The sequence below is a fragment of the Comamonas sp. DB36 genome (assembly GCF_057914905.1).
In genome coordinates, this window is record NZ_CP196631.1 from 1 (window position 1) to 17,771 (window position 17,771).

At 64.9% G+C, this 17,771-nt stretch carries 13 protein-coding genes; 6 read left to right on the top strand and 7 right to left on the bottom strand.

Going from position 1 to position 17,771, the window contains the following annotated elements:
• The 3 genes from dnaA (at window position 1) to gyrB (ending at window position 5,387) form a co-directional block, all read left to right on the top strand.
• A complete protein-coding gene (gene dnaA, locus ACSVDO_RS00005) occupies window positions 1-1,404 on the top strand; it encodes a chromosomal replication initiator protein DnaA (RefSeq protein ID WP_332539965.1) in 1,404 nt (467 codons plus the stop codon).
• Window positions 1,405-1,538: 134 nt separating this feature from the next.
• Entirely contained in the window at window positions 1,539-2,657 is a 1,119-nt protein-coding gene (gene dnaN / locus ACSVDO_RS00010) for a DNA polymerase III subunit beta (protein ID WP_332539963.1), read from the top strand.
• A gap of 120 nt (window positions 2,658-2,777) precedes the next feature.
• Complete coding sequence (gyrB, locus tag ACSVDO_RS00015) at window positions 2,778-5,387, top strand: DNA topoisomerase (ATP-hydrolyzing) subunit B (RefSeq protein WP_489594446.1); 2,610 nt, start codon at window positions 2,778-2,780, stop codon at window positions 5,385-5,387.
• A 333-nt stretch (window positions 5,388-5,720) separates the two neighbouring features.
• Here the strand turns inward: gyrB and ACSVDO_RS00020 are convergent, their stop codons facing one another.
• From ACSVDO_RS00020 to lldP, 4 genes are read right to left on the bottom strand one after another with little or no spacing between them, the layout of a single operon-like run.
• Window positions 5,721-7,538, bottom strand: coding sequence for a hypothetical protein (locus ACSVDO_RS00020; protein ID WP_489594448.1), 1,818 nt, complete (start codon window positions 7,536-7,538; stop codon window positions 5,721-5,723).
• 33 nt (window positions 7,539-7,571) lie between these two features.
• Complete coding sequence (lldD, locus tag ACSVDO_RS00025; protein ID WP_489594450.1) at window positions 7,572-8,717, bottom strand: FMN-dependent L-lactate dehydrogenase LldD; 1,146 nt, start codon at window positions 8,715-8,717, stop codon at window positions 7,572-7,574.
• Window positions 8,718-8,772: 55 nt separating this feature from the next.
• Complete coding sequence (lldR, locus tag ACSVDO_RS00030; protein ID WP_332540291.1) at window positions 8,773-9,531, bottom strand: transcriptional regulator LldR; 759 nt, start codon at window positions 9,529-9,531, stop codon at window positions 8,773-8,775.
• 18 nt (window positions 9,532-9,549) lie between these two features.
• Window positions 9,550-11,220, bottom strand: coding sequence for an L-lactate permease (gene lldP / locus ACSVDO_RS00035; protein ID WP_332540292.1), 1,671 nt, complete (start codon window positions 11,218-11,220; stop codon window positions 9,550-9,552).
• A 453-nt stretch (window positions 11,221-11,673) separates the two neighbouring features.
• Between lldP and ACSVDO_RS00040 the strand changes: the two genes are divergently transcribed.
• Window positions 11,674-12,003 (top strand): DHCW motif cupin fold protein, encoded by a 330-nt coding sequence (locus ACSVDO_RS00040; RefSeq protein ID WP_489594452.1) that lies wholly within the window; start codon window positions 11,674-11,676, stop codon window positions 12,001-12,003.
• Between the two features lie 26 nt (window positions 12,004-12,029).
• Here the strand turns inward: ACSVDO_RS00040 and ACSVDO_RS00045 are convergent, their stop codons facing one another.
• Window positions 12,030-12,977 (bottom strand): LysR family transcriptional regulator, encoded by a 948-nt coding sequence (locus ACSVDO_RS00045; protein WP_489594454.1) that lies wholly within the window; start codon window positions 12,975-12,977, stop codon window positions 12,030-12,032.
• A gap of 116 nt (window positions 12,978-13,093) precedes the next feature.
• On the opposite strand from ACSVDO_RS00045, the gene ACSVDO_RS00050 reads away from it, so the two are divergent.
• Together ACSVDO_RS00050 and ggt are read left to right on the top strand one after the other, a co-directional pair.
• Entirely contained in the window at window positions 13,094-14,080 is a 987-nt protein-coding gene (locus ACSVDO_RS00050; RefSeq protein ID WP_442881560.1) for a Bug family tripartite tricarboxylate transporter substrate binding protein, read from the top strand.
• 68 nt (window positions 14,081-14,148) lie between these two features.
• Window positions 14,149-15,774: a gamma-glutamyltransferase gene (gene ggt, locus ACSVDO_RS00055; protein ID WP_489594457.1), complete on the top strand. Its 1,626-nt coding sequence runs from the start codon at window positions 14,149-14,151 to the stop codon at window positions 15,772-15,774.
• A gap of 3 nt (window positions 15,775-15,777) precedes the next feature.
• Here ggt and ACSVDO_RS00060 read toward each other — a convergent pair whose 3' ends face one another.
• Both ACSVDO_RS00060 and ACSVDO_RS00065 read right to left on the bottom strand, forming a co-directional pair.
• Window positions 15,778-16,656: an N-formylglutamate amidohydrolase gene (locus tag ACSVDO_RS00060; protein ID WP_489594458.1), complete on the bottom strand. Its 879-nt coding sequence runs from the start codon at window positions 16,654-16,656 to the stop codon at window positions 15,778-15,780.
• 2 nt (window positions 16,657-16,658) lie between these two features.
• On the bottom strand, window positions 16,659-17,648 hold the full coding sequence (locus tag ACSVDO_RS00065; RefSeq protein ID WP_489594460.1) for a Bug family tripartite tricarboxylate transporter substrate binding protein: 990 nt from the start codon (window positions 17,646-17,648) through the stop codon (window positions 16,659-16,661).
• Between the last annotated feature and the right edge of the window lie 123 nt (window positions 17,649-17,771).

Below are 17,771 nucleotides of genomic sequence, written 5' to 3' on the forward strand. Positions count from 1 at the left end.
ATGACCGAGGAACCTAACAACGACGCTGGCCAAGGCCTGTGGCAGGTCTGCGTGGAGCAGCTGGGGCAGGATCTGCCCGAACAGCAGTTCAACACCTGGATCAAGCCGCTGACCGCCACGGTGGCGGAAGACTTTTCAAAGGTCACGGTACACGTGGCCAACCGCTTCAAGCTCGACTGGATACGTGCGCAATATGCCGGGCGCATCTCGGCAATGCTCGAAGCCCTGTATGGCCAGCCCGTCACCCTGGAGTTAGCACTCGCTCACCGTGAATCGGTGACGCGCACTTACGTGCGCCCGTTTTCTGCCGAGCGCGGCGGTCAGCAGGAAACCCACCAGATCACGACCAGCGCCGTGCAGGAAGAGCCTGCGGCGCCCGTGTTCCGCACCCGCCTGAACGCTGCCCTGACCTTCGACACGCTGGTCGAAGGCACGGCCAACCGCATGGCGCGCTCGGCGGCAATGCACGTTGCGGGCTCGCCCGGTCATCTGTACAACCCGCTGTTCATCTACGGCGGCGTGGGCCTGGGCAAGACCCATTTGATGCACGCTGTGGGCAACCAGCTGCTTGCCGACAAGCCCGACAGCAAAGTTCTCTACATCCACGCCGAGCAGTTCGTGTCGGATGTGGTCAAGGCCTATCAGCGGCGCACCTTTGACGAGTTCAAGGAACGCTACCACTCGCTCGATCTGTTGCTGATTGACGACGTGCAGTTCTTCGCCAACAAGGACCGGACGCAGGAAGAGTTCTTCAATGCGTTCGAAGCGCTGCTGGCCAAGAAGAGCCACATCGTGATGACCAGCGACACCTATCCCAAGGGCCTGGCCAACATCCACGAGCGCCTGGTGTCGCGCTTCGATTCGGGCCTCACGGTGGCGATAGAGCCGCCCGAGCTCGAGATGCGCGTCGCGATCCTGATCAACAAGGCGCGCGCCGAAAGCGCCGACATGCCCGAGGAAGTCGCATTCTTCGTCGCCAAGAACGTGCGCTCCAACGTGCGCGAGCTCGAAGGCGCGCTGCGCAAGATCCTTGCGTATTCGCGCTTCAATCAGAAGGAAGTCTCGATCCAGCTCGCGCGCGAAGCATTGCGCGACCTGCTTTCGATACAGAACCGCCAGATTTCGGTGGAAAATATCCAGAAGACGGTCGCCGACTACTACAAGATCAAAGTCGCCGACATGTACAGCAAGAAGCGCCCGGCCAGCATTGCGCGGCCGCGCCAGATTGCGATGTACCTGGCCAAGGAGCTGACGCAAAAGAGCCTGCCCGAAATCGGCGAGCTGTTTGGCGGCCGTGACCACACCACGGTGCTGCATGCGGTGCGCAAGATTGCCGCCGAACGCCAGCAGCTCACGGAACTCAACCAACAGCTGCACGTGCTGGAGCAGACGCTCAAGGGCTAGGGCACAACGCCCGCGCTTTCCACGCCCAGAAATGCCACGCGACAAGGCAAAATATGCGGTGGGGTGGCGCGAGGGCCCAACCCCTTGAATCGCACAGTAGCAGCGACCGTACCCCCAATTTACTAAAGGTTGACATGATCGTCCTGAAGGCAACACAAGACAAGGTTCTCGCAGTTCTGCAGTCGGTGTCCGGCATCGTCGAACGCCGTCACACACTGCCCATCCTGGCCAATGTGCTGATCCGCAAGACCGGCAATGCCCTGCAACTGACCACCAGCGATCTCGAGATCCAGATCCGCACCACCGCCGAACTCGGCGGCGACACCGGCGACTTCACGACCACCGTGGGCGCGCGCAAGCTGATCGACATTCTCAAGACCATGCCCGGCGACCAGACCGTGGCGCTGGAAACCAGCCAGAACAAGATCATTCTCAAGGGCGGCAAGAGCCGCTTCACGCTGCAGACCCTGCCCGCCGAAGACTTCCCGCTGGTGCAGGAAGCCGCGGCTTTCGGCCCGTCTTTCAGCGTGCCGCAGAAGGTGCTCAAGGACCTGCTGGGCCAGGTCTCGTTCGCGATGGCCGTGCAGGACATCCGCTACTACCTCAACGGCATTCTGTTCGTTGCCGAAGGCAAGACACTGAGCCTGGTGGCCACCGACGGCCACCGCCTGGCGTTCTCCAGCGCCACGCTGGACGTCGAAGTGCCCAAGCAGGAAGTGATCCTGCCGCGCAAGACCGTGCTCGAGTTGCAGCGCCTGCTGTCCGACGTGGGCGGCGACAACCAGCCCCACATCGAGATGCAGTTCGCCAACAACCAGGCGAAGTTCACGTTCGGCGGCATGGAATTCGTGACCAAGCTGGTCGAAGGCAAGTTCCCCGACTACAACCGCGTGATTCCCAAGAACCACAGCAACAGCGTGACCCTGGGGCGCGCGCCGCTGCTGGCCAGCCTGCAGCGCACGGCCATCATGACCAGCGACAAGTTCAAGGGCGTGCGCCTCACGCTCGAACCCGGCACGCTGCGCGTGGCGTCGAACAACGCCGAGCAGGAAGAGGCCGTGGACGAGCTCGACATCGACTACGGCGGCGACACGATTGAAATCGGCTTCAACGTGACCTACCTGATCGACGCGCTGACCAACATGGCCCAGGACATGGTGAAGATCGACCTCGCCGACGGCAACAGCTCCGCGCTGCTGACCATCCCCGAGAACGAGTTCTTCAAGTACGTCGTCATGCCGATGCGCATTTGAGCCACCGGCCCCACGCAATCAATCGCGGCATAGGCCTGTTATCCACAGCCTGTGCCGCCTTTAACTACCCCACTGAATATTTTGGAAACTTCGTTTCCTCCGGATCGCAAGGCTCCCCCAATGACCGCTGACACTACGCTGCCCGAACCCCAAGGCGACTCGATCGAGCCGACCCACAAGATCGACGCCCAGCAGGCCGGCGCCAGTGAAGGCTACGGCGAAGGCGCGATCCAGATCCTCGAAGGCCTGGAAGCCGTGCGCAAGCGCCCCGGCATGTACATCGGCGACACCTCCGACGGCACGGGCCTGCACCATCTGGTCTTCGAAGTTGTGGATAACTCCATCGACGAAGCCCTGGCCGGCCATTGCGACGACATTCTGGTCACCATCCACGCCGACAACTCGCTGTCGGTGATCGACAACGGCCGCGGCATTCCCACCGGCGTGAAGATGGACGACAAGCACGAGCCCAAGCGCTCGGCCGCCGAAATCGCGCTGACCGAACTGCATGCCGGCGGCAAGTTCAACCAGAACAGCTACAAGGTCTCGGGCGGCCTGCACGGCGTGGGCGTGTCCTGCGTCAACGCGCTGTCCATCTGGCTCAAGCTCACCGTGCGCCGCGAAGGCAAGGCGTATGAGATCGACTTTGCGCGCGGTTTTGTGCAAAACCGTCTGATCGAGGAAGTCAACGGCGTCGAAGTTTCGCCCATGCGCGTCATCGGCGACACCGACAAGCGCGGCACCAAGGTCCACTTCCTGCCCGACGTCGAGATCTTCACGCAGAACCACGAGTTCCACTACGACATCCTGGCCAAGCGCCTGCGCGAGCTGTCCTTCCTGAACAACGGCGTGCGCATCCGCCTCAAGGACGAACGCTCGGGCAAGGAAGACGACTTCTCGGGCGCGGGCGGCGTGCGCGGCTTTGTCGGCTTCATCAACGCCACCAAGAAGGTGCTGCACCCCACGCCGTTTTATGCCACGGGCACGCGCCCGGCCGAATCGTACGGCGGCATTCCCGGCACCGAAATCGGCGTCGAAGTCGCCATGCAGTGGAACGACGGCTACAGCGAGCAGGTGCTGTGCTTCACCAACAACATTCCCCAGCGTGACGGCGGCACCCACCTGACCGGCCTGCGCGCTGCGATGACGCGCGTCATCGGCAAGTACATCGAGCAGAACGAACTGGCCAAGAAGGCCAAGGTCGAAGTCACGGGCGACGACATGCGCGAAGGCCTGTGCTGCGTGCTCAGCGTCAAGGTGCCCGAGCCCAAGTTCTCGAGCCAGACCAAGGACAAGCTGGTGTCCAGCGAAGTGCGCGCCCCGGTGGAAGACATCGTCGCCAAGACGCTGTCCGACTACCTGCAGGAGCGCCCGATAGACGCCAAGATCCTCTGCGGCAAGATCATCGAAGCCGCACGCGCGCGTGAAGCCGCGCGCAAGGCGCGTGAAATGACGCGCCGCAAGGGCGTGCTCGACGGCATGGGTCTGCCCGGCAAGCTCGCCGACTGCCAGGAAAAAGACCCGGCGCTGTGCGAAATCTACATTGTCGAGGGCGACTCCGCCGGCGGCTCCGCCAAGCAGGGCCGCGACCGTAAATTCCAGGCCATCCTGCCGCTGCGCGGCAAGATCCTGAACGTCGAGAAGGCACGCTACGAGAAGCTGCTCGCAAGCCAGGAAATCATCACGCTGATCACCGCCCTGGGCACGGGCATCGGCAAGGCCAGCGCCGAGTCGGGCAAGAGCAGCAGCGACGATTTCGATCCCGCCAAGCTGCGCTACCACCGCATCATCATCATGACCGACGCCGACGTTGACGGCGCCCACATCCGCACGCTGCTGCTGACCTTCTTCTACCGCCAGATGCCCGAGCTGGTCGAAGCCGGCCACATCTACATCGCCCAGCCGCCGCTGTACAAGGTCAAGAGCGGCAAGGAGGAGCTGTATCTGAAGGACGGCCCGGCGCTCAACAGCTACCTGCTGCGCATCGCGCTGAACAACGCCAGCGTCACCACCGGCGGCGAGACACCGCGCACGCTTGAAGGCGAAGAACTCGCCAAGCTGGCCTACATGCACCTGGCCGCCGAAACGGTGATCGAGCGCCTGTCGAACTTCATGGACGCCGAAGCCCTGCGCGCCATCGCCGACGGCGTGCAGATCAAGCTCGACACCCTGGAAGAAGCCCAGGCCTGCGCTCCCATCCTGGAAGCCAAGCTGCGCGAACTCACCATGACCGGCGTGCCCGCCGAAGTGACCGGAGAGATCGACCCGCAGACCGACAACCCGGTGCTGCGCATCAGCCGCCACCACCACGGCAACATCAAGAGCTCCATCCTGACCCAGGACTTCGTGCGCAGCAGCGACTACGCAGCCCTCTCGGACGAAGCCCAGCACTTCAACGGCCTGCTGTCCGAAGGCGCCAAGGCGCTGCGCGGCGAAGGCGAAAAAGCCAAGTCGGAAAAAGTGGGCGACTTCCGCCAGGCCATGCAATGGCTGCTGTCAGAAGCAGAACGCACGACCAGCCGCCAGCGCTACAAGGGCCTGGGCGAAATGAACCCGGCCCAGCTGTGGGAAACCACCATGGACCCGAACGTTCGCAGCTTGCTGCAGGTGCAGGTCAATGACGCCATCGAAGCCGACCGCGTGTTCACCATGCTGATGGGCGACGAGGTCGAGCCACGCCGTCACTTCATTGAGAACAATGCGTTGCGGGCGGGGAATATTGACGTCTGATGCAGCGGGTCGAATGCCTTGGGTTGTGAAAACATCCGGCAGAGACTGATAGCAAAAACGCCCGGCATGCCGGGCGTTTTTCTTTGGCGCCGTATGCTTTGAGAAAACTGGAAGTCATTGCGCAGACGCAGCGCAGCCCTATCTAGGCAGCGCCACTCCCATGAAAATGAACCATACACCCGACACTGCCTGTCCTCGCATCGAGCGTTTGGCATGCTTTGCCTGATGACCATTGCAGTGCTTGTGCCCAGCACCCTGGTCGCGGGTTTCTGGTCGCTGCTGGGCGCGGGGTGGTGGATGCGCTGGCGTTTTTCACCGTGCTGCTGTCGCGCCTCAGTCGGGCTGCTGCAACCGCCCCGTGAACGGCTGCGCCTTGCCCTGCGCATTCTGATGGGGCAGTTGCCAATCGGGCCAGCGCGAACGTTCGGTGGTGATTCGGCCTTCACGCAATAGATCGCGTGTCAGGCGATTTTGCTCGGCGCTGAAAGTATCTTTCCAGACCACAGTGCCCTGGTCCTGCCATTGGCCTTCGGGGTTGCGCGCGCTGAGACGGCAGCGACGGTTGCTGCGGTCTTCGAGCTTGCACAGCAGGTGGTCGGTCTGCTGGTCCTGATCCCAGTCGCCCGACAGCAGCACGCAGTCGGCGCCGGACAACAGGCATTCGAGCGCCCAGGGTTGCTGCTGCGCCTGCTGTTGCCACCAGTCCCACCAATCGGGCTGCGGGCGCGCCATGCCCGCGGGGGTCTTGATGCGCTGCTGGGCCGCGACCAGGTCGAAATCATCACCAGGTTGCGGGGCTGTGGCGGCACGCCTGGATGTCGAAGCGCGTGCCATGTCGAGCCGCTCGCGCGCCTCGCCCGCCTGGAAGCCGGGGTCGCTGGCCAGCGCGTCAAGCGCGGCAAGGCCGTAGGGCCCGTGGCCCCACTTCAGATCGGTCAGGCGCTCCAGGCTGGCATGCGCCGGATAGGCACGCAGGCGTTCGCGCTGGCTCGCGGCGCTGATGCGCTGGCCGTCGAGCAGCGGCGTCTGCAGCGCCAGCAACAGTGCCAGCACCAGCAGCGACAGCGCCAGGTTGACGGGCGCGAGCCATTGCAGCCAGGGGCGGGCCGTGCCCTGGCGCACGCTGTGCACGGCGGCGCAGGCATAGCCCAGCGCATAGAGCCACAGCACGCCGGCGGCGGCCGCGGCCCAGACGCGCTCCAGCGTCCAGCCGTATTGCCGCACGCGCAGGCCTATGGCCACGCAGGCCAGCGTGGCAAACACGGGCATGGCGATCAGGCTCGCATCGACCAGCCAGCGCAGCAGGCGCGGATAGGGAGCCTGGGCCGCCGCGCCGTCCTGGTAGACCGCGTTCACGACCCAGATCTGCAGTATCAAGACGCCCATCAGCAGCGCCGCGGCAAAGCGCGTGGCCCACAGGCCTTCGACGCCGGTGAACACCAGCGCCAGCACGAAGAACACCAGCACCCAGGCGAGCAAGGGCAGCAGCAGGCGTCCCAGCGCCAGCAGGGTCTGGCGCATCACCTGGATGGGCCGCTGCTGGGTGCGTGCCAGCCACAGGCCCAGGCCGCCCAGCAGCCCGGTCACGATGAACACAAACCACTGCGCGGAAAACAGCGTGGCGAAGAACTCGACTTTGACCAGCGCGAACAGCCCGGCCCAAAGCCACAGCACGCCCCATACCAGCTGCACGCACAGCGTGGCCAGCGCCAGCACCAGCGCGTTGTTCCAGGCCAGCACGAACAGCGCGGCATAGGGCACGCGCCAGCGGCCATGAGCCATGAAAGCCTGGAACCAGGGCAAGGCGACAAACCACCAGAGCGACAGCGCCACGCCCAGGCAGGCAAACACCCGGCTGTCTTCCCAAGGCGAATGCCGTAGGCCCCAGATCATGCTGCCCGCCATCACCGCGACCACCGCCGCCATCACGGCGCCACCGGCCCACAGCCGGGCGTCGCGCCAGCGCGTGACGGTCATCGCCATGAACAGCGGCGGCAGCAGGACCAGCAGCAGCGCCAGCGTCTGTCCGTCGCGCTCCAGGCCCGAATGCACCAATGTCAGTGCCAGCAAGCCTTGCAGCAGGCCCATGCACAGCAGGCCATTGCGCGCCTGGGCCAGCGGTCTATCCAGGGGAAGCGTGGGTGTGGGCATGGCGCGCAGTGTAGCGCCAGCCCTCTTGAACCATCAGGCCTTGGCGTCGCGCACCAGCAGATCGCCCGTGATGTCGCTGATCTTGCTCACGCTGGTCAACGTCATCGCCACCCGCATTTCCTTTTCCAGCAATTCCAGCAGATGCTTGACGCCCGCCTCTCCGGCAGCGGCCAGGGCGTAGATGTAGGCGCGGCCAATCATCGCCGCATCGGCGCCCAGGGCGATGGTGCGGACTACGTCGAGGCCGTTGCGTATGCCGGAGTCGGCCAGGATCTTGATCTGGCCCTTGACCGCGTCGGCGATGGCCGGCAGGGCGCGGGCCGAGGACAGCACGCCGTCAAGCTGGCGGCCGCCGTGGTTGGAGACAACGATGCCATCGGCGCCGAAGCGCACCGCGTCCTTGGCGTCTTCGGGGTCGAGGATGCCCTTGATGACCATCGGGCCCTTCCAGAACGCGCGAATCCATTCGAGGTCTTTCCACGAAATGGAGGCGTCGAAATTGGCGCCCAGCCAGCCCATATAGTCCTGCAGTCCGGTGGGGCTGCCGCGATACGCAGAAATGTTGCCCAGATCGTGCGGCCGGCCCTGCAGGCCCACGTCCAGCGCCCAGCGGGGGTGCAGCACCGACTGCCAGTAGCGGCGCAGCGCGGCGTTCGGGCCGCTCATGCCGGAATGGGCGTCGCGGTAGCGCGCGCCGGGCACGGGCATGTCGACGGTGAAGACCAGGGTGGTGCAGCCCGCGGCCTGGGCGCGCTCCAGCGCGTTGCGCATGAAGCCGCGGTCCTTGAGCACATAGAGCTGGAACCACATGGGGCGCTTGATCTCGGGTGCCACTTCTTCGATCGGGCAGACCGAGACCGTCGACATGGTGAACGGAATGCCATGCGCGTCCGCCGCGCGCGCAGCCTGCACTTCGCCGCGGCGGCGGTACATGCCCGTGAGCCCCACGGGCGACAGCGCGACGGGAATCGACAGCTTCTCGCCGAACAGCTCGATGCTGGTGTCGAGCCGGCTCATGTCCTTGAGCACGCGCTGGCGCAGGGCCACGGCGGCCAGGTCGTCGACATTGCGGCGCAGCGTCTGCTCGGCATAGGCGCCGCCGTCGATGTAGTGGAAGAGAAAAGGCGGCAGGCGCTTTTGCGCGGCCGCGCGATAGTCGGCAGTCGAAGAGATGATCATGGTCTAGAAACTTTCATGTCAGTGGTTCATGGCGCTGCACATGAAACCGGCAGCCTCATGCCAGATCCGAAGGCGGCAGTCGCATGGAGCGCTCCAGCCTGGCCTGGTCTTCGTCGAGCTGCTGCAGGCTCACGCGCACATGCTCCAGGTGTTCGCCTATGCATTCACGCGCGCGTTGCGGGTCGCCGTCAAGGATGGCCTGCATCAGGCTCTGGTGCTGCAGGGTCAGCTCCTGCACGGTGCGCGGCGCGCTGAGCCGGAACATGACGTGGCGGTTGTGCGCCACCGTGGACAGCACGACTTTGAACAGGCTCTGCATCACCTGCACCAGCACCAGGTTGTGCGAGGCCTCGGCAATGGCCAGATGGAATTGCGCGTCGGCGCGCGCCGCCAGTTCGGAATGGCCGTCCTGCTGGTGCTGGACCATCACGTCGAAGCAGCGCTTGATATGCGCCTTGTCCTCGGCCGTGGCGCGCTGCGCGGCCAGCCAGGCGGTGCTGGACTCCAGCGCGTGGCGCGTCTCGAGCACGTCGTAGCGGTAATGCTGGTCATCGTTGATCAGCCGCACCAGCGGACCCATGGCGTCCTGCAGCCACTCGGCGGGCGCGCTGGATTGCACATAGGTGCCGGCGCCGCGCCGCGTGGCGAGCACGCCCTGGCTGATCAGCTTCTGTATCGCCTCGCGCACCGAGGTGCGCGATACGCCCAGTTCGGTGGCCAGTTGCCGCTCCGCGGGCAGCCGCTGGCCGGGCTGTATTCCGCGGGCCTGCACCAGGGCAAGCAATTTCTCGACGACATGATCTGCAAGGCGCATGGGGGACGTTTCGGTTTTTCAGTGACCCGGAATCATCCACGTAAACACATAGGCTTGCAGCGTGGTGATCACTCCAATGAGCGTCGCGAAAATCAGGCTGTGCTTGACCGTGAAGCGGAACAGGTCGGACTCGCGTCCGGCCAGCCCCACTGCGGCGCAGGCAATGGCGATCGACTGCGGAGAGATCATCTTGCCGGTCACGCCGCCCGTGGTGTTGGCCGCCACGGTCAGCACCGGTGGCAGACCCAGCTGCTGCGCGGTCGTGGCCTGCAGCGCGGCGAACAGCGCATTGGCAGAAGTGTCCGAGCCCGTGAGGAACACGCCTATCCAGCCCAGGAAAGGCGAGAAGAACGTGAACGCCTTGCCCGTGTGCGCCAGCGCCAGCGCCAGCGTCGCGGACAGGCCCGAGTAGTTGGCGATGAACGCGAAGGCCAGCACCATGCCGATCGAGTAGATCGGCACCGCGAGTTCCTTGAGCGTTTCACCCAGCGTGGCCACGGCCTTGACCGGCGACAGGCGCGTGAACGCGATGTTGATCAGCGCCGCGATCAGGATGGCCGTGCCCGTGGCCAGCAGCCAGTTGAAAGTGTAGGTCGCGCCATAGGGCGCGGCGGCCGCAACGACGGGTGGAGTCTTCTCGACCAGGTTGTGCAGGAAAGGCACGGGAATGTTGATCACCGAAGAAGCCAGCGCGCCGCCGGTGGCGAACAGCGCCTTGAAGGGCTTGATGCTCCAGACCGTCACCATGAGCGTGAGAATGAGGAACGGCGACCAGGCCTTGACGATGGCGCCCGCGGTCAACGAAGCGCCCTTTACTGCAGGCGCGGGTACGGCGGCACTGCCCTCTTCGGGCGCAAAACGGAAGATGCGCTTGGGCTGCCAGACCTTGAGAAAGGCCGTCAGCACCACCAGCGAGACGATGGCCGAAGTGATGTCGGGCAGTTCGGGGCCGATGTAGTTTGCCGTGAGGAACTGCACCACCGCGAACGTGCCGCCGCCGACCAGCACCGCGGGCCAGGTTTCCTTGACGCCGCGCCAGCCATCCATGATGGCCATCAGCCAGAACAGCACGATCACGGTCATGAACGGCAGCTGGCGGCCGGCCATCTGGCTGATCGCGAACGTGTCCACGCCCGAGACCTGTCCGGCGACGATGATGGGAATGCCCATGGCGCCGAAGGCCACGGGCGCGGTATTGGCGATCAGGCACAGCCCGGCCGCGTACAGCGGCTTGAAGCCCATGCCCACCAGCAGCGCGGCCGTGATCGCCACGGGCGCGCCAAAGCCGGCAGCGCCTTCGAGAAACGCGCCAAAGCAAAAGCCCACGAGGATCAGCTGCAGCCGCTGGTCGGGAGTGACCGCCAGGATGGAGGAGCGGATGACGTCGAACTGCCCGGTCTTGACCGAGATCTTGTAGAGGAACACCGCCGCCACGATGATCCAGGCAATGGGCCACAGACCATAGAAGAAGCCATAGACCGCCGAAGCCAGCGCGGCGCTGACAGGCATCTTGTAGAACAGCAGTGCCACGCCCATGGCCAGCACCACGGTTCCGGTGCCGGCCTGGTAGCCCTTGAGCCTGAACTTGGTCAGCGCGAGAAAGAAAAAGATGATGGGAATCAGCGCAACCAGCGCCGAAATCCAGATGTTCCCTACAGGGTCGTAATTCTGTTGCCAGATGGTTTGCATGACGAAGTCTCTAGGTTTATTGAAAGGGCGCAGAGCGCCCCTCGTTTACTTCTTGCGTCAACGCCAGGTCTCGAGCCGGACTTGTCTGGCTGAACAGAAGGCGCTGTGTAGTTTTCTCAGTGGCGCAAATCCAGAAAACTGAAATTGGTCATACCAAAATAATCAGAGAACCAGAAAACGCCGCAAGGTGTGCGATCTTTGAGTTTTTTGCAGCATTTACACATAGGGAAAATACCTATTCGCGTTGTAAATGCACCATTTACTCAAATTGGTACTACCAATTAACCAGTAGTTCAGCCCTGTCTCTGTAAGAAAACAAGCCACTGCTGACGACCGGCACGCATACGCCGCGGGCCGTGGCCGCGTGGCGCGATCTACACTTTGCGACGCACCCGCCTCAGGCCCACGGCAACGCTCTCAACGCCGCATGGCCTGCATCAACAAGGACCCCTCATGAAAATGGAAAACATCCCCTTCGGCACCACTGACTGGTCCGCAATCCCTCGCACCGAGCACTCGGCCGAAGCGGGCCAGGCGTTCTGGCAGACGCAGAACTTCGGCGGCATTCGCGTGCGCATGGTCGAGTACACGGCGGGATATGTGTCGGATCACTGGTGCAGCAAGGGCCATGTGCTGCTGTGCCTCGAAGGCGAGATGGAGACGGAGCTCGAGGACGGCCGCAAGTTCACGCTCAAGGCCGGCATGAGCTACCAGGTGGCGGACAACGCCGAGCCCCATCGTTCGCGCTCGGCCCACGGAGCCAAGCTTTTCATCGTCGATTGACGGCACAGGGACCGTCCCTTCCACCGCTATACCTGGGATTGAAGTGCTTGTGCACGCCCGCGGCAGGCGCTTTGCAGGCAGGCAATGAAGTCTTCCAGCGTCGCGTTCACATGGTCCGTGTTCCACATCACGGTGATGGGCCCGAAGCGGATCGCGGATTCCATAGGCAGCTTGCGAAACAGGCCCACGCCGACCATTTCGTCGGCCATGGACTCGGAACACACGCCCACGTAATCGCCCTTGAGCAGCAGCGCCTGCATCATCGCCAATGATGCGGTCTCGACCCGCGGCACCAGCCAGGACGCACCTTGCTCGATGAGAAATGCATCGAACTGAATGCGCGTGAGCGTGCCGCTGGGCGGCATCACCCAGCGCTCGTGCAGCAGCCCGGAAAAGCCCGGCGTCGCGGCCCGCGACCAGAACCGGCTGCCGCGCCCTATCACCACCGCAACCCGGTCTTCGAACAACACCCTGTGCTCCAGCCCTTCGCGGTGCGCACGCGCGTCGAGCACGCCTATCACCGCATCCATGGAGCGCGACTCCAGGCCTTCGAGCAGGCTGGCGAACGGCCCGTCATGGATGGAAATGGCGACGTCCTCATGCAGCGCCTGGAACGCGGAAATCGCCTGCGGCAGGCCGCCCGCGATGCCCGCCCAGACGCTGCCGATGTTCAGGCGCGGCACATGGCCCGCGGCCACCGCGCTCAGCGCTTTTCCGGTGTGCTGGATGTCGCCCAGCACGTTGATGGCCAGCTGCTTGAGCAGATGGCCAGAAGGCGTGAGCTGCAGCTTGCGGCCGCGCACCACCAGCGCCGTGCCGACCACGCTTTCCATTTCTGCCAGCCAGTGCGACATCGCCGACTGCGTCATGTGCAGGCGCGCGGCGGCCTGCGTCAGCGTGCCGGCCTCGTCAAGCGACAGGAACAGCTCCAGGTGCTTGATCTTCAGTCGGCGCGCCCAGTTGGTGCCATCCATTTTTTGAGTCATGAGAAAACCTTCATGAGCGCAGTTTGCATTTTCATTAGGAGATAGCCAAGGCATCACATGAAAATAACTTCATGTTCCATGTTTTCTAAGTCCAAGGATTGCCCGTGTCAAATGCCTTTCCCCGCGCCTTCCAGCTGCTGGCCTGCGCCGCAGTCTGCGCCGTCAGCACTACCGCCGTGCATGCCCAGAGCGCCTATCCCGAACGTCCCGTGCGGCTGATCGTTTCGCAGGCGCCGGGCGGCAGCTCGGACACGATTGCACGGCTGTGGGCCGAGCATGCGGGCAAGGCCATCGGTGCGACGATCGTGGTGGAAAACAAGCCCGGCGCGGGCGGCATCATCGCGGCGCAAGGCCTGCTGACCCAGCCGGCCGACGGCTACTCGCTGCTGTTCGGCAGCGTGTCGCTGATGGTGCTCAACCAGTTCACCTACAAGCCCCTGCCCTACAACCCGCAAAAGGACTTCACCGGCGTCGCCATGCTGACCACCGTGCCGTTCGTGCTCAGCGCCAACCCGGCCACCGGCATCAAGTCGCTGCAGGAACTCACGGACAAGGCCAAGGCCGCGCCCGGCAAGCTCAACTACTCCTCGGCAGGCCTGGGCAACTCGACCCATCTGGCGGTGGAACTGCTGTCGAAGAAGCTGGGCATCACGATGACCCACATTCCGTACAAGGGCGAGGCCGACGGCATTCTGGCGACCATTGGCGGGCAGACCGAAATCATGGCGCCGGTCTATGGCACGGCGCTGCCGCACATCCTCAACAAGAAGCTCAATCCGCTGGCCGTGCTCGCGCCCCAGCGCGTGCCCGGGCTGCCCGACGTTCCCACGGCCAGCGAGCTCGGCGTGAAGGGCTTCGACAACATGGGCTGGAGCGCCGTCGTGGCGCGCGCCGGCACGCCCGCGGCCATCGTGGAAAAGCTCAACAAGGCCACCGAGGCCTTTCACCAGAACCCGGCCGTGCAGGCCAAGCTGAAGACGCTGGGCGTGATCCCGGTGTCCGGGCCGGCATCGATGGTGATGGAGACCACGGCGCGCGACGTCGCCGCCTGGGGCCCGACGCTCGAGTCGCTGGACCTGCACAGCAAGTAAACCCCATCCCGTTCACTTCGCTCCAGGCGACGCCGCACAGGCACGCATGGGGCCACTTTCCCTATTCCATGAACAAAGAAGCAATGGTGGTCTGCCCTCAACCGGAGGCTGCCGAATCCGGCATCGAGATCCTGCGCGCGGGCGGCAACGCCGTCGACGCCGCGGTCGCCACGGCGCTGGCCCAGACCGTGGTCGATCCGCTGATGTGCGGCATCGCGGGCTTCGGCACGGCGGCCGTCTACCTGCCCGGCGCGGGCGTGCACGAGTACTTCGACTTCCACTCGCCCGCGCCGCTGGCCGCCACCGAAAACATGTGGGAGCACCTGCTTGAAGGCGAGACCAAGGACGGCTTCGGCTTCATCCTGACCGGCCGCGTCAACGACATAGGCCCGCAGTCCATAGGCGTGCCGGCCACGCTCAAGGGCCTGGCCGAAATGCACCGCGCCCATGGCCGCCTGCCGTGGAAGCAGGTGGTGGCGCCGTCAATTGCCTGGGCCAACGACGGCTTCTTCGTGCGCCCCGGCATGCATGCGTTCTGGACCGACGAACCCTCGATGGGCCGCGTCGGCAATCTGGAGCGCCTGCAATACAGCGAGGAAGGCCGGGCGCTTTATTGCCGGCCCGACGGCCGCGCCAAGCCGATAGGCGCGCCGCTGCGCAATGCGGGCATGGCCGACGTGCTGCGCCAGATTGCCGACGAAGGCGCAGCGCCCTTCTATGAAGGCGAGATCGCGCACAAGATGGTCGCGCACCTGCAGTCGCTGGGCGCGCTGATCACGCTCGAAGATCTGGCGCAGTACCGCGTGCAGCGCAATGCGCCGCTGGTGGGCAGCTACCGCGATCGCAGCATCACCACCAACCGTCCCCCGGGCGGCGGCGCGATGCTGCTGGAGATGCTCAACATCCTCGAGCACTTCGATCTGGGTGCGATGGAACACAACAGCCCCGCGTACATCCAGTTGGTCTGCGAAGCGATGAAGAAGGCGACAACCGACAAGGACCGGCATATCGGCGATCCGCGCTTTGTCGATGTGCCGCTGGAGCAGCTGCTGTCCAAGGACATGGCGCGCGCGGTCGCGCAGCAGATTCGCCAGGGCCAGCGCTTCAACGTGGAGCGCTTCAATCCGGGCGCGCCCGTGCCGCGCGACACCACACACCTGAGCATCGTGGACGCCGACGGCAACGCGGTCTCGATGACGCATTCGCTGGCCATGCCTTCGGGCGTGATCACGCCGGGAATGGGCTTTCTCTACAACGGCTGCATGGGCGTGTTCGACCCGCGCCCGGGCCGCGCGGGCAGCATACAGCCCGGCAAGAGCCGCTTCACGTCGTCCTGCCCGACCATGACGTTCAAGGACGGCGCGCTCGACATGGTGCTGGGCGCGCCCGGCGGCACGCAGATCGCGATGGGCGTGCTGCAGGTGCTGCTCAACGTCATCGACCATGGCATGGAAATGCAGGCCGCCGTCGCGGCGCCGCGCTTCTCCTCGACCAGCAATTCCATCGACGTCTGCAACCGCATTCCGCGCTACACCACGCGCGAACTCGAAGCCGACGGCTACAGCGTGGGCCGCAACCCGTACAACTACACCATAGGCTGGGTGCATGGCGTGCAGGTGCAGGCGGACGGACTGCACGGCGGCGCCGACCCGGGCCGCGATGGCGTGGCGCTGCGCACGGCCATCAAGGGCTGACCTTCAGCCCGCGCTCGCGGCCCGCTGCAGCGCGGGATGGGCCGCGAAGTAGCTCGCCATGGTCTTGAGCAGCCCCGTGATGTCGTTGCGCACCACGTCGAAATTGGCATTGCGTTCGCGCGATTCCTCGTCCATGTAGATCGGGCGGCGGATCTCGATCTGCATGCTGTGGCGCTGGAGTTGGGGCTGGCCTATCTTGGCGATCAGCTGCACGCCCTTGTAGGGGTCGTTGCGCGCCACGGTGTAGCCGCAGCCGCGCAGGTATTCCTCGACCAGCGCGACGAATGCCGGCTCGCAGGTCGTGCCGTCGCGGTCGCCGAGAACGAAGTCGGCCAGCGGCTTGTCGCTCTTGATCTGCAGGCGCTCGTAGGCGTTGTTGGGCATGGAGTGCAGGTTCAGATGCCACACGGCGCCAAAGCGCTGGTGCGTACTTTCCACGGCCCCGGCCAGGGCCTGGTGGTAGGGCTGGTAGCAGCGCGCAATGCGCTGGCGCACTTCGTCCACGGGCAGCAGCCGGTCGTAGATGGGCGTGTTCTTGACCGTGCGCCACACCAGACCCGAGCCAATGCGCGTCTTCTCGCTGGGCGCCAGCCGCGTGGGCCAGTCGCTGGCCAGCAGCGTGGGGTCGATGTCGTCCAGCGTGCGGTTCAGATCGAGATAGCTGCGCGGAAACAGCGCTTCGACCAGGGTCGCGCCCAGTTTGGGAGCTTCGCCCCACAGCGCTTCGACATGGGTGTCCTCGGCGGCGCGCAGCAGCGCGCGCGGCACGGCGTGGCCGAAGTCTTCGGGGTAGCGGACGCCGCTGTGCGGCGAGTCGCAGACCAGCGGAATGGCCGCGCCTTCGGGCGCGTGCAGCAGGAACATGGCGGAGCTGTCTTGCATTCTTACTCCATCGAGATCTTGGCGACCTTGGCAACGTTCTTGTAGCGCTGCACGGCCTGTTCGATCTGGGTCTGGAACTGCGCCGAGGTGCCGGGAATGAGCGTGGCGCCGGCCTCGTCCATCTTGCTGATGAAGTCGGGTTCCTTCATCGCGGTGTGGATCGCCTGGTTGAGTTTCTTCACCACCGCCGGCGGCGTGCCCGCGGGCGCGACCACGCCAAACCAGCCGCCATTGCCCATCTGCGGAAAGCCCAGCTCGCCATAGGTGGGCACGTCGGGCAGCGCGGGCGAGCGCTTGTCCGAAAGCACGGCCAGCGCATGCAGGCGCCCGGCCTTGATGTGCGGCAGCGCCGAAGGCAGGTTGTCGGTGATCGCGTCCACCTGGCCGGCAATCGCGTCGTTGAGCGCCATGCCCGAGCCCTTGTAGGGCACGTGCAGCAGCTTGATCTTGGCCATGCTCGAGAAGTACTCGACGTTGGAGTGGCCCAGCGAGCCCGTGCCCGGCGAGGCAAACGTGATCTTGCCGGGCTCGCTCCTGGCCAGCGCCAGGAAGTCGGCCATGTTCTTGGCCGGGAACTTGCCGGTGACGGCCAGCACGCTGGGCACGGTGGCGACATTGCTCACCGGAACGAAGTCCTTGATCGGGTCGTACTTGAGGCGGCTGCCGTAGGCCGCAACGTTGGAGCCATGGGTGCTCATGGTGGCCATGCCCAGCGTATAGCCGTCGGGCTTGGATTTGGCGACCATGTCCATGCCCAGCGAGCCGCCGGCGCCCGCGCGGTTCTCGATGACGATGGCCTGGCCGAGCACGCGGGCCGCGTATTCGCCGATCAGGCGCGCCGCGAGATCGGTGGAGCCGCTGGCGGCAAACGGCACGATCAGCTTGATCGGGCGGTCGGGGTACTCGGCGTGGGCCGCGCCCGCGCCCAGGGCGGCGAAGGCGGCAAGCAGGGCGACGGAGCGGCGGGAAAGGAGGAAGGTGGGCGTGGTCATGGCTGCCAAGTGTCGGGCGCCGGTGCTGCGGCGCAAAACGACAAATTGGCAATGAGCATGACTGTTGTGCATACTCGCACCGACGCGTGGCACTCATGCACCGCGCTTGACACCTCCTGCCCC

Excerpts from the sequence above, each read along its gene's own strand:
- gyrB (WP_489594446.1), top strand. The coding sequence starts at position 2,778 with ATGACCGCTGACACTACGCTGCCCGAACCCCAAGGCGACTCGATCGAG.
- ACSVDO_RS00020 (WP_489594448.1), bottom strand. The coding sequence starts at position 7,538 with ATGCCCACACCCACGCTTCCCCTGGATAGACCGCTGGCCCAGGCGCGC.
- lldD (WP_489594450.1), bottom strand. The coding sequence starts at position 8,717 with ATGATCATCTCTTCGACTGCCGACTATCGCGCGGCCGCGCAAAAGCGC.
- ggt (WP_489594457.1), top strand. The coding sequence starts at position 14,149 with ATGAACAAAGAAGCAATGGTGGTCTGCCCTCAACCGGAGGCTGCCGAA.
- dnaN (WP_332539963.1), top strand. The coding sequence starts at position 1,539 with ATGATCGTCCTGAAGGCAACACAAGACAAGGTTCTCGCAGTTCTGCAG.
- ACSVDO_RS00060 (WP_489594458.1), bottom strand. The coding sequence starts at position 16,656 with ATGCAAGACAGCTCCGCCATGTTCCTGCTGCACGCGCCCGAAGGCGCG.
- lldR (WP_332540291.1), bottom strand. The coding sequence starts at position 9,531 with ATGCGCCTTGCAGATCATGTCGTCGAGAAATTGCTTGCCCTGGTGCAG.
- lldP (WP_332540292.1), bottom strand. The coding sequence starts at position 11,220 with ATGCAAACCATCTGGCAACAGAATTACGACCCTGTAGGGAACATCTGG.
- dnaA (WP_332539965.1), top strand. The coding sequence starts at position 1 with ATGACCGAGGAACCTAACAACGACGCTGGCCAAGGCCTGTGGCAGGTC.
- ACSVDO_RS00065 (WP_489594460.1), bottom strand. The coding sequence starts at position 17,648 with ATGACCACGCCCACCTTCCTCCTTTCCCGCCGCTCCGTCGCCCTGCTT.
- ACSVDO_RS00045 (WP_489594454.1), bottom strand. The coding sequence starts at position 12,977 with ATGGATGGCACCAACTGGGCGCGCCGACTGAAGATCAAGCACCTGGAG.
- ACSVDO_RS00040 (WP_489594452.1), top strand. The coding sequence starts at position 11,674 with ATGAAAATGGAAAACATCCCCTTCGGCACCACTGACTGGTCCGCAATC.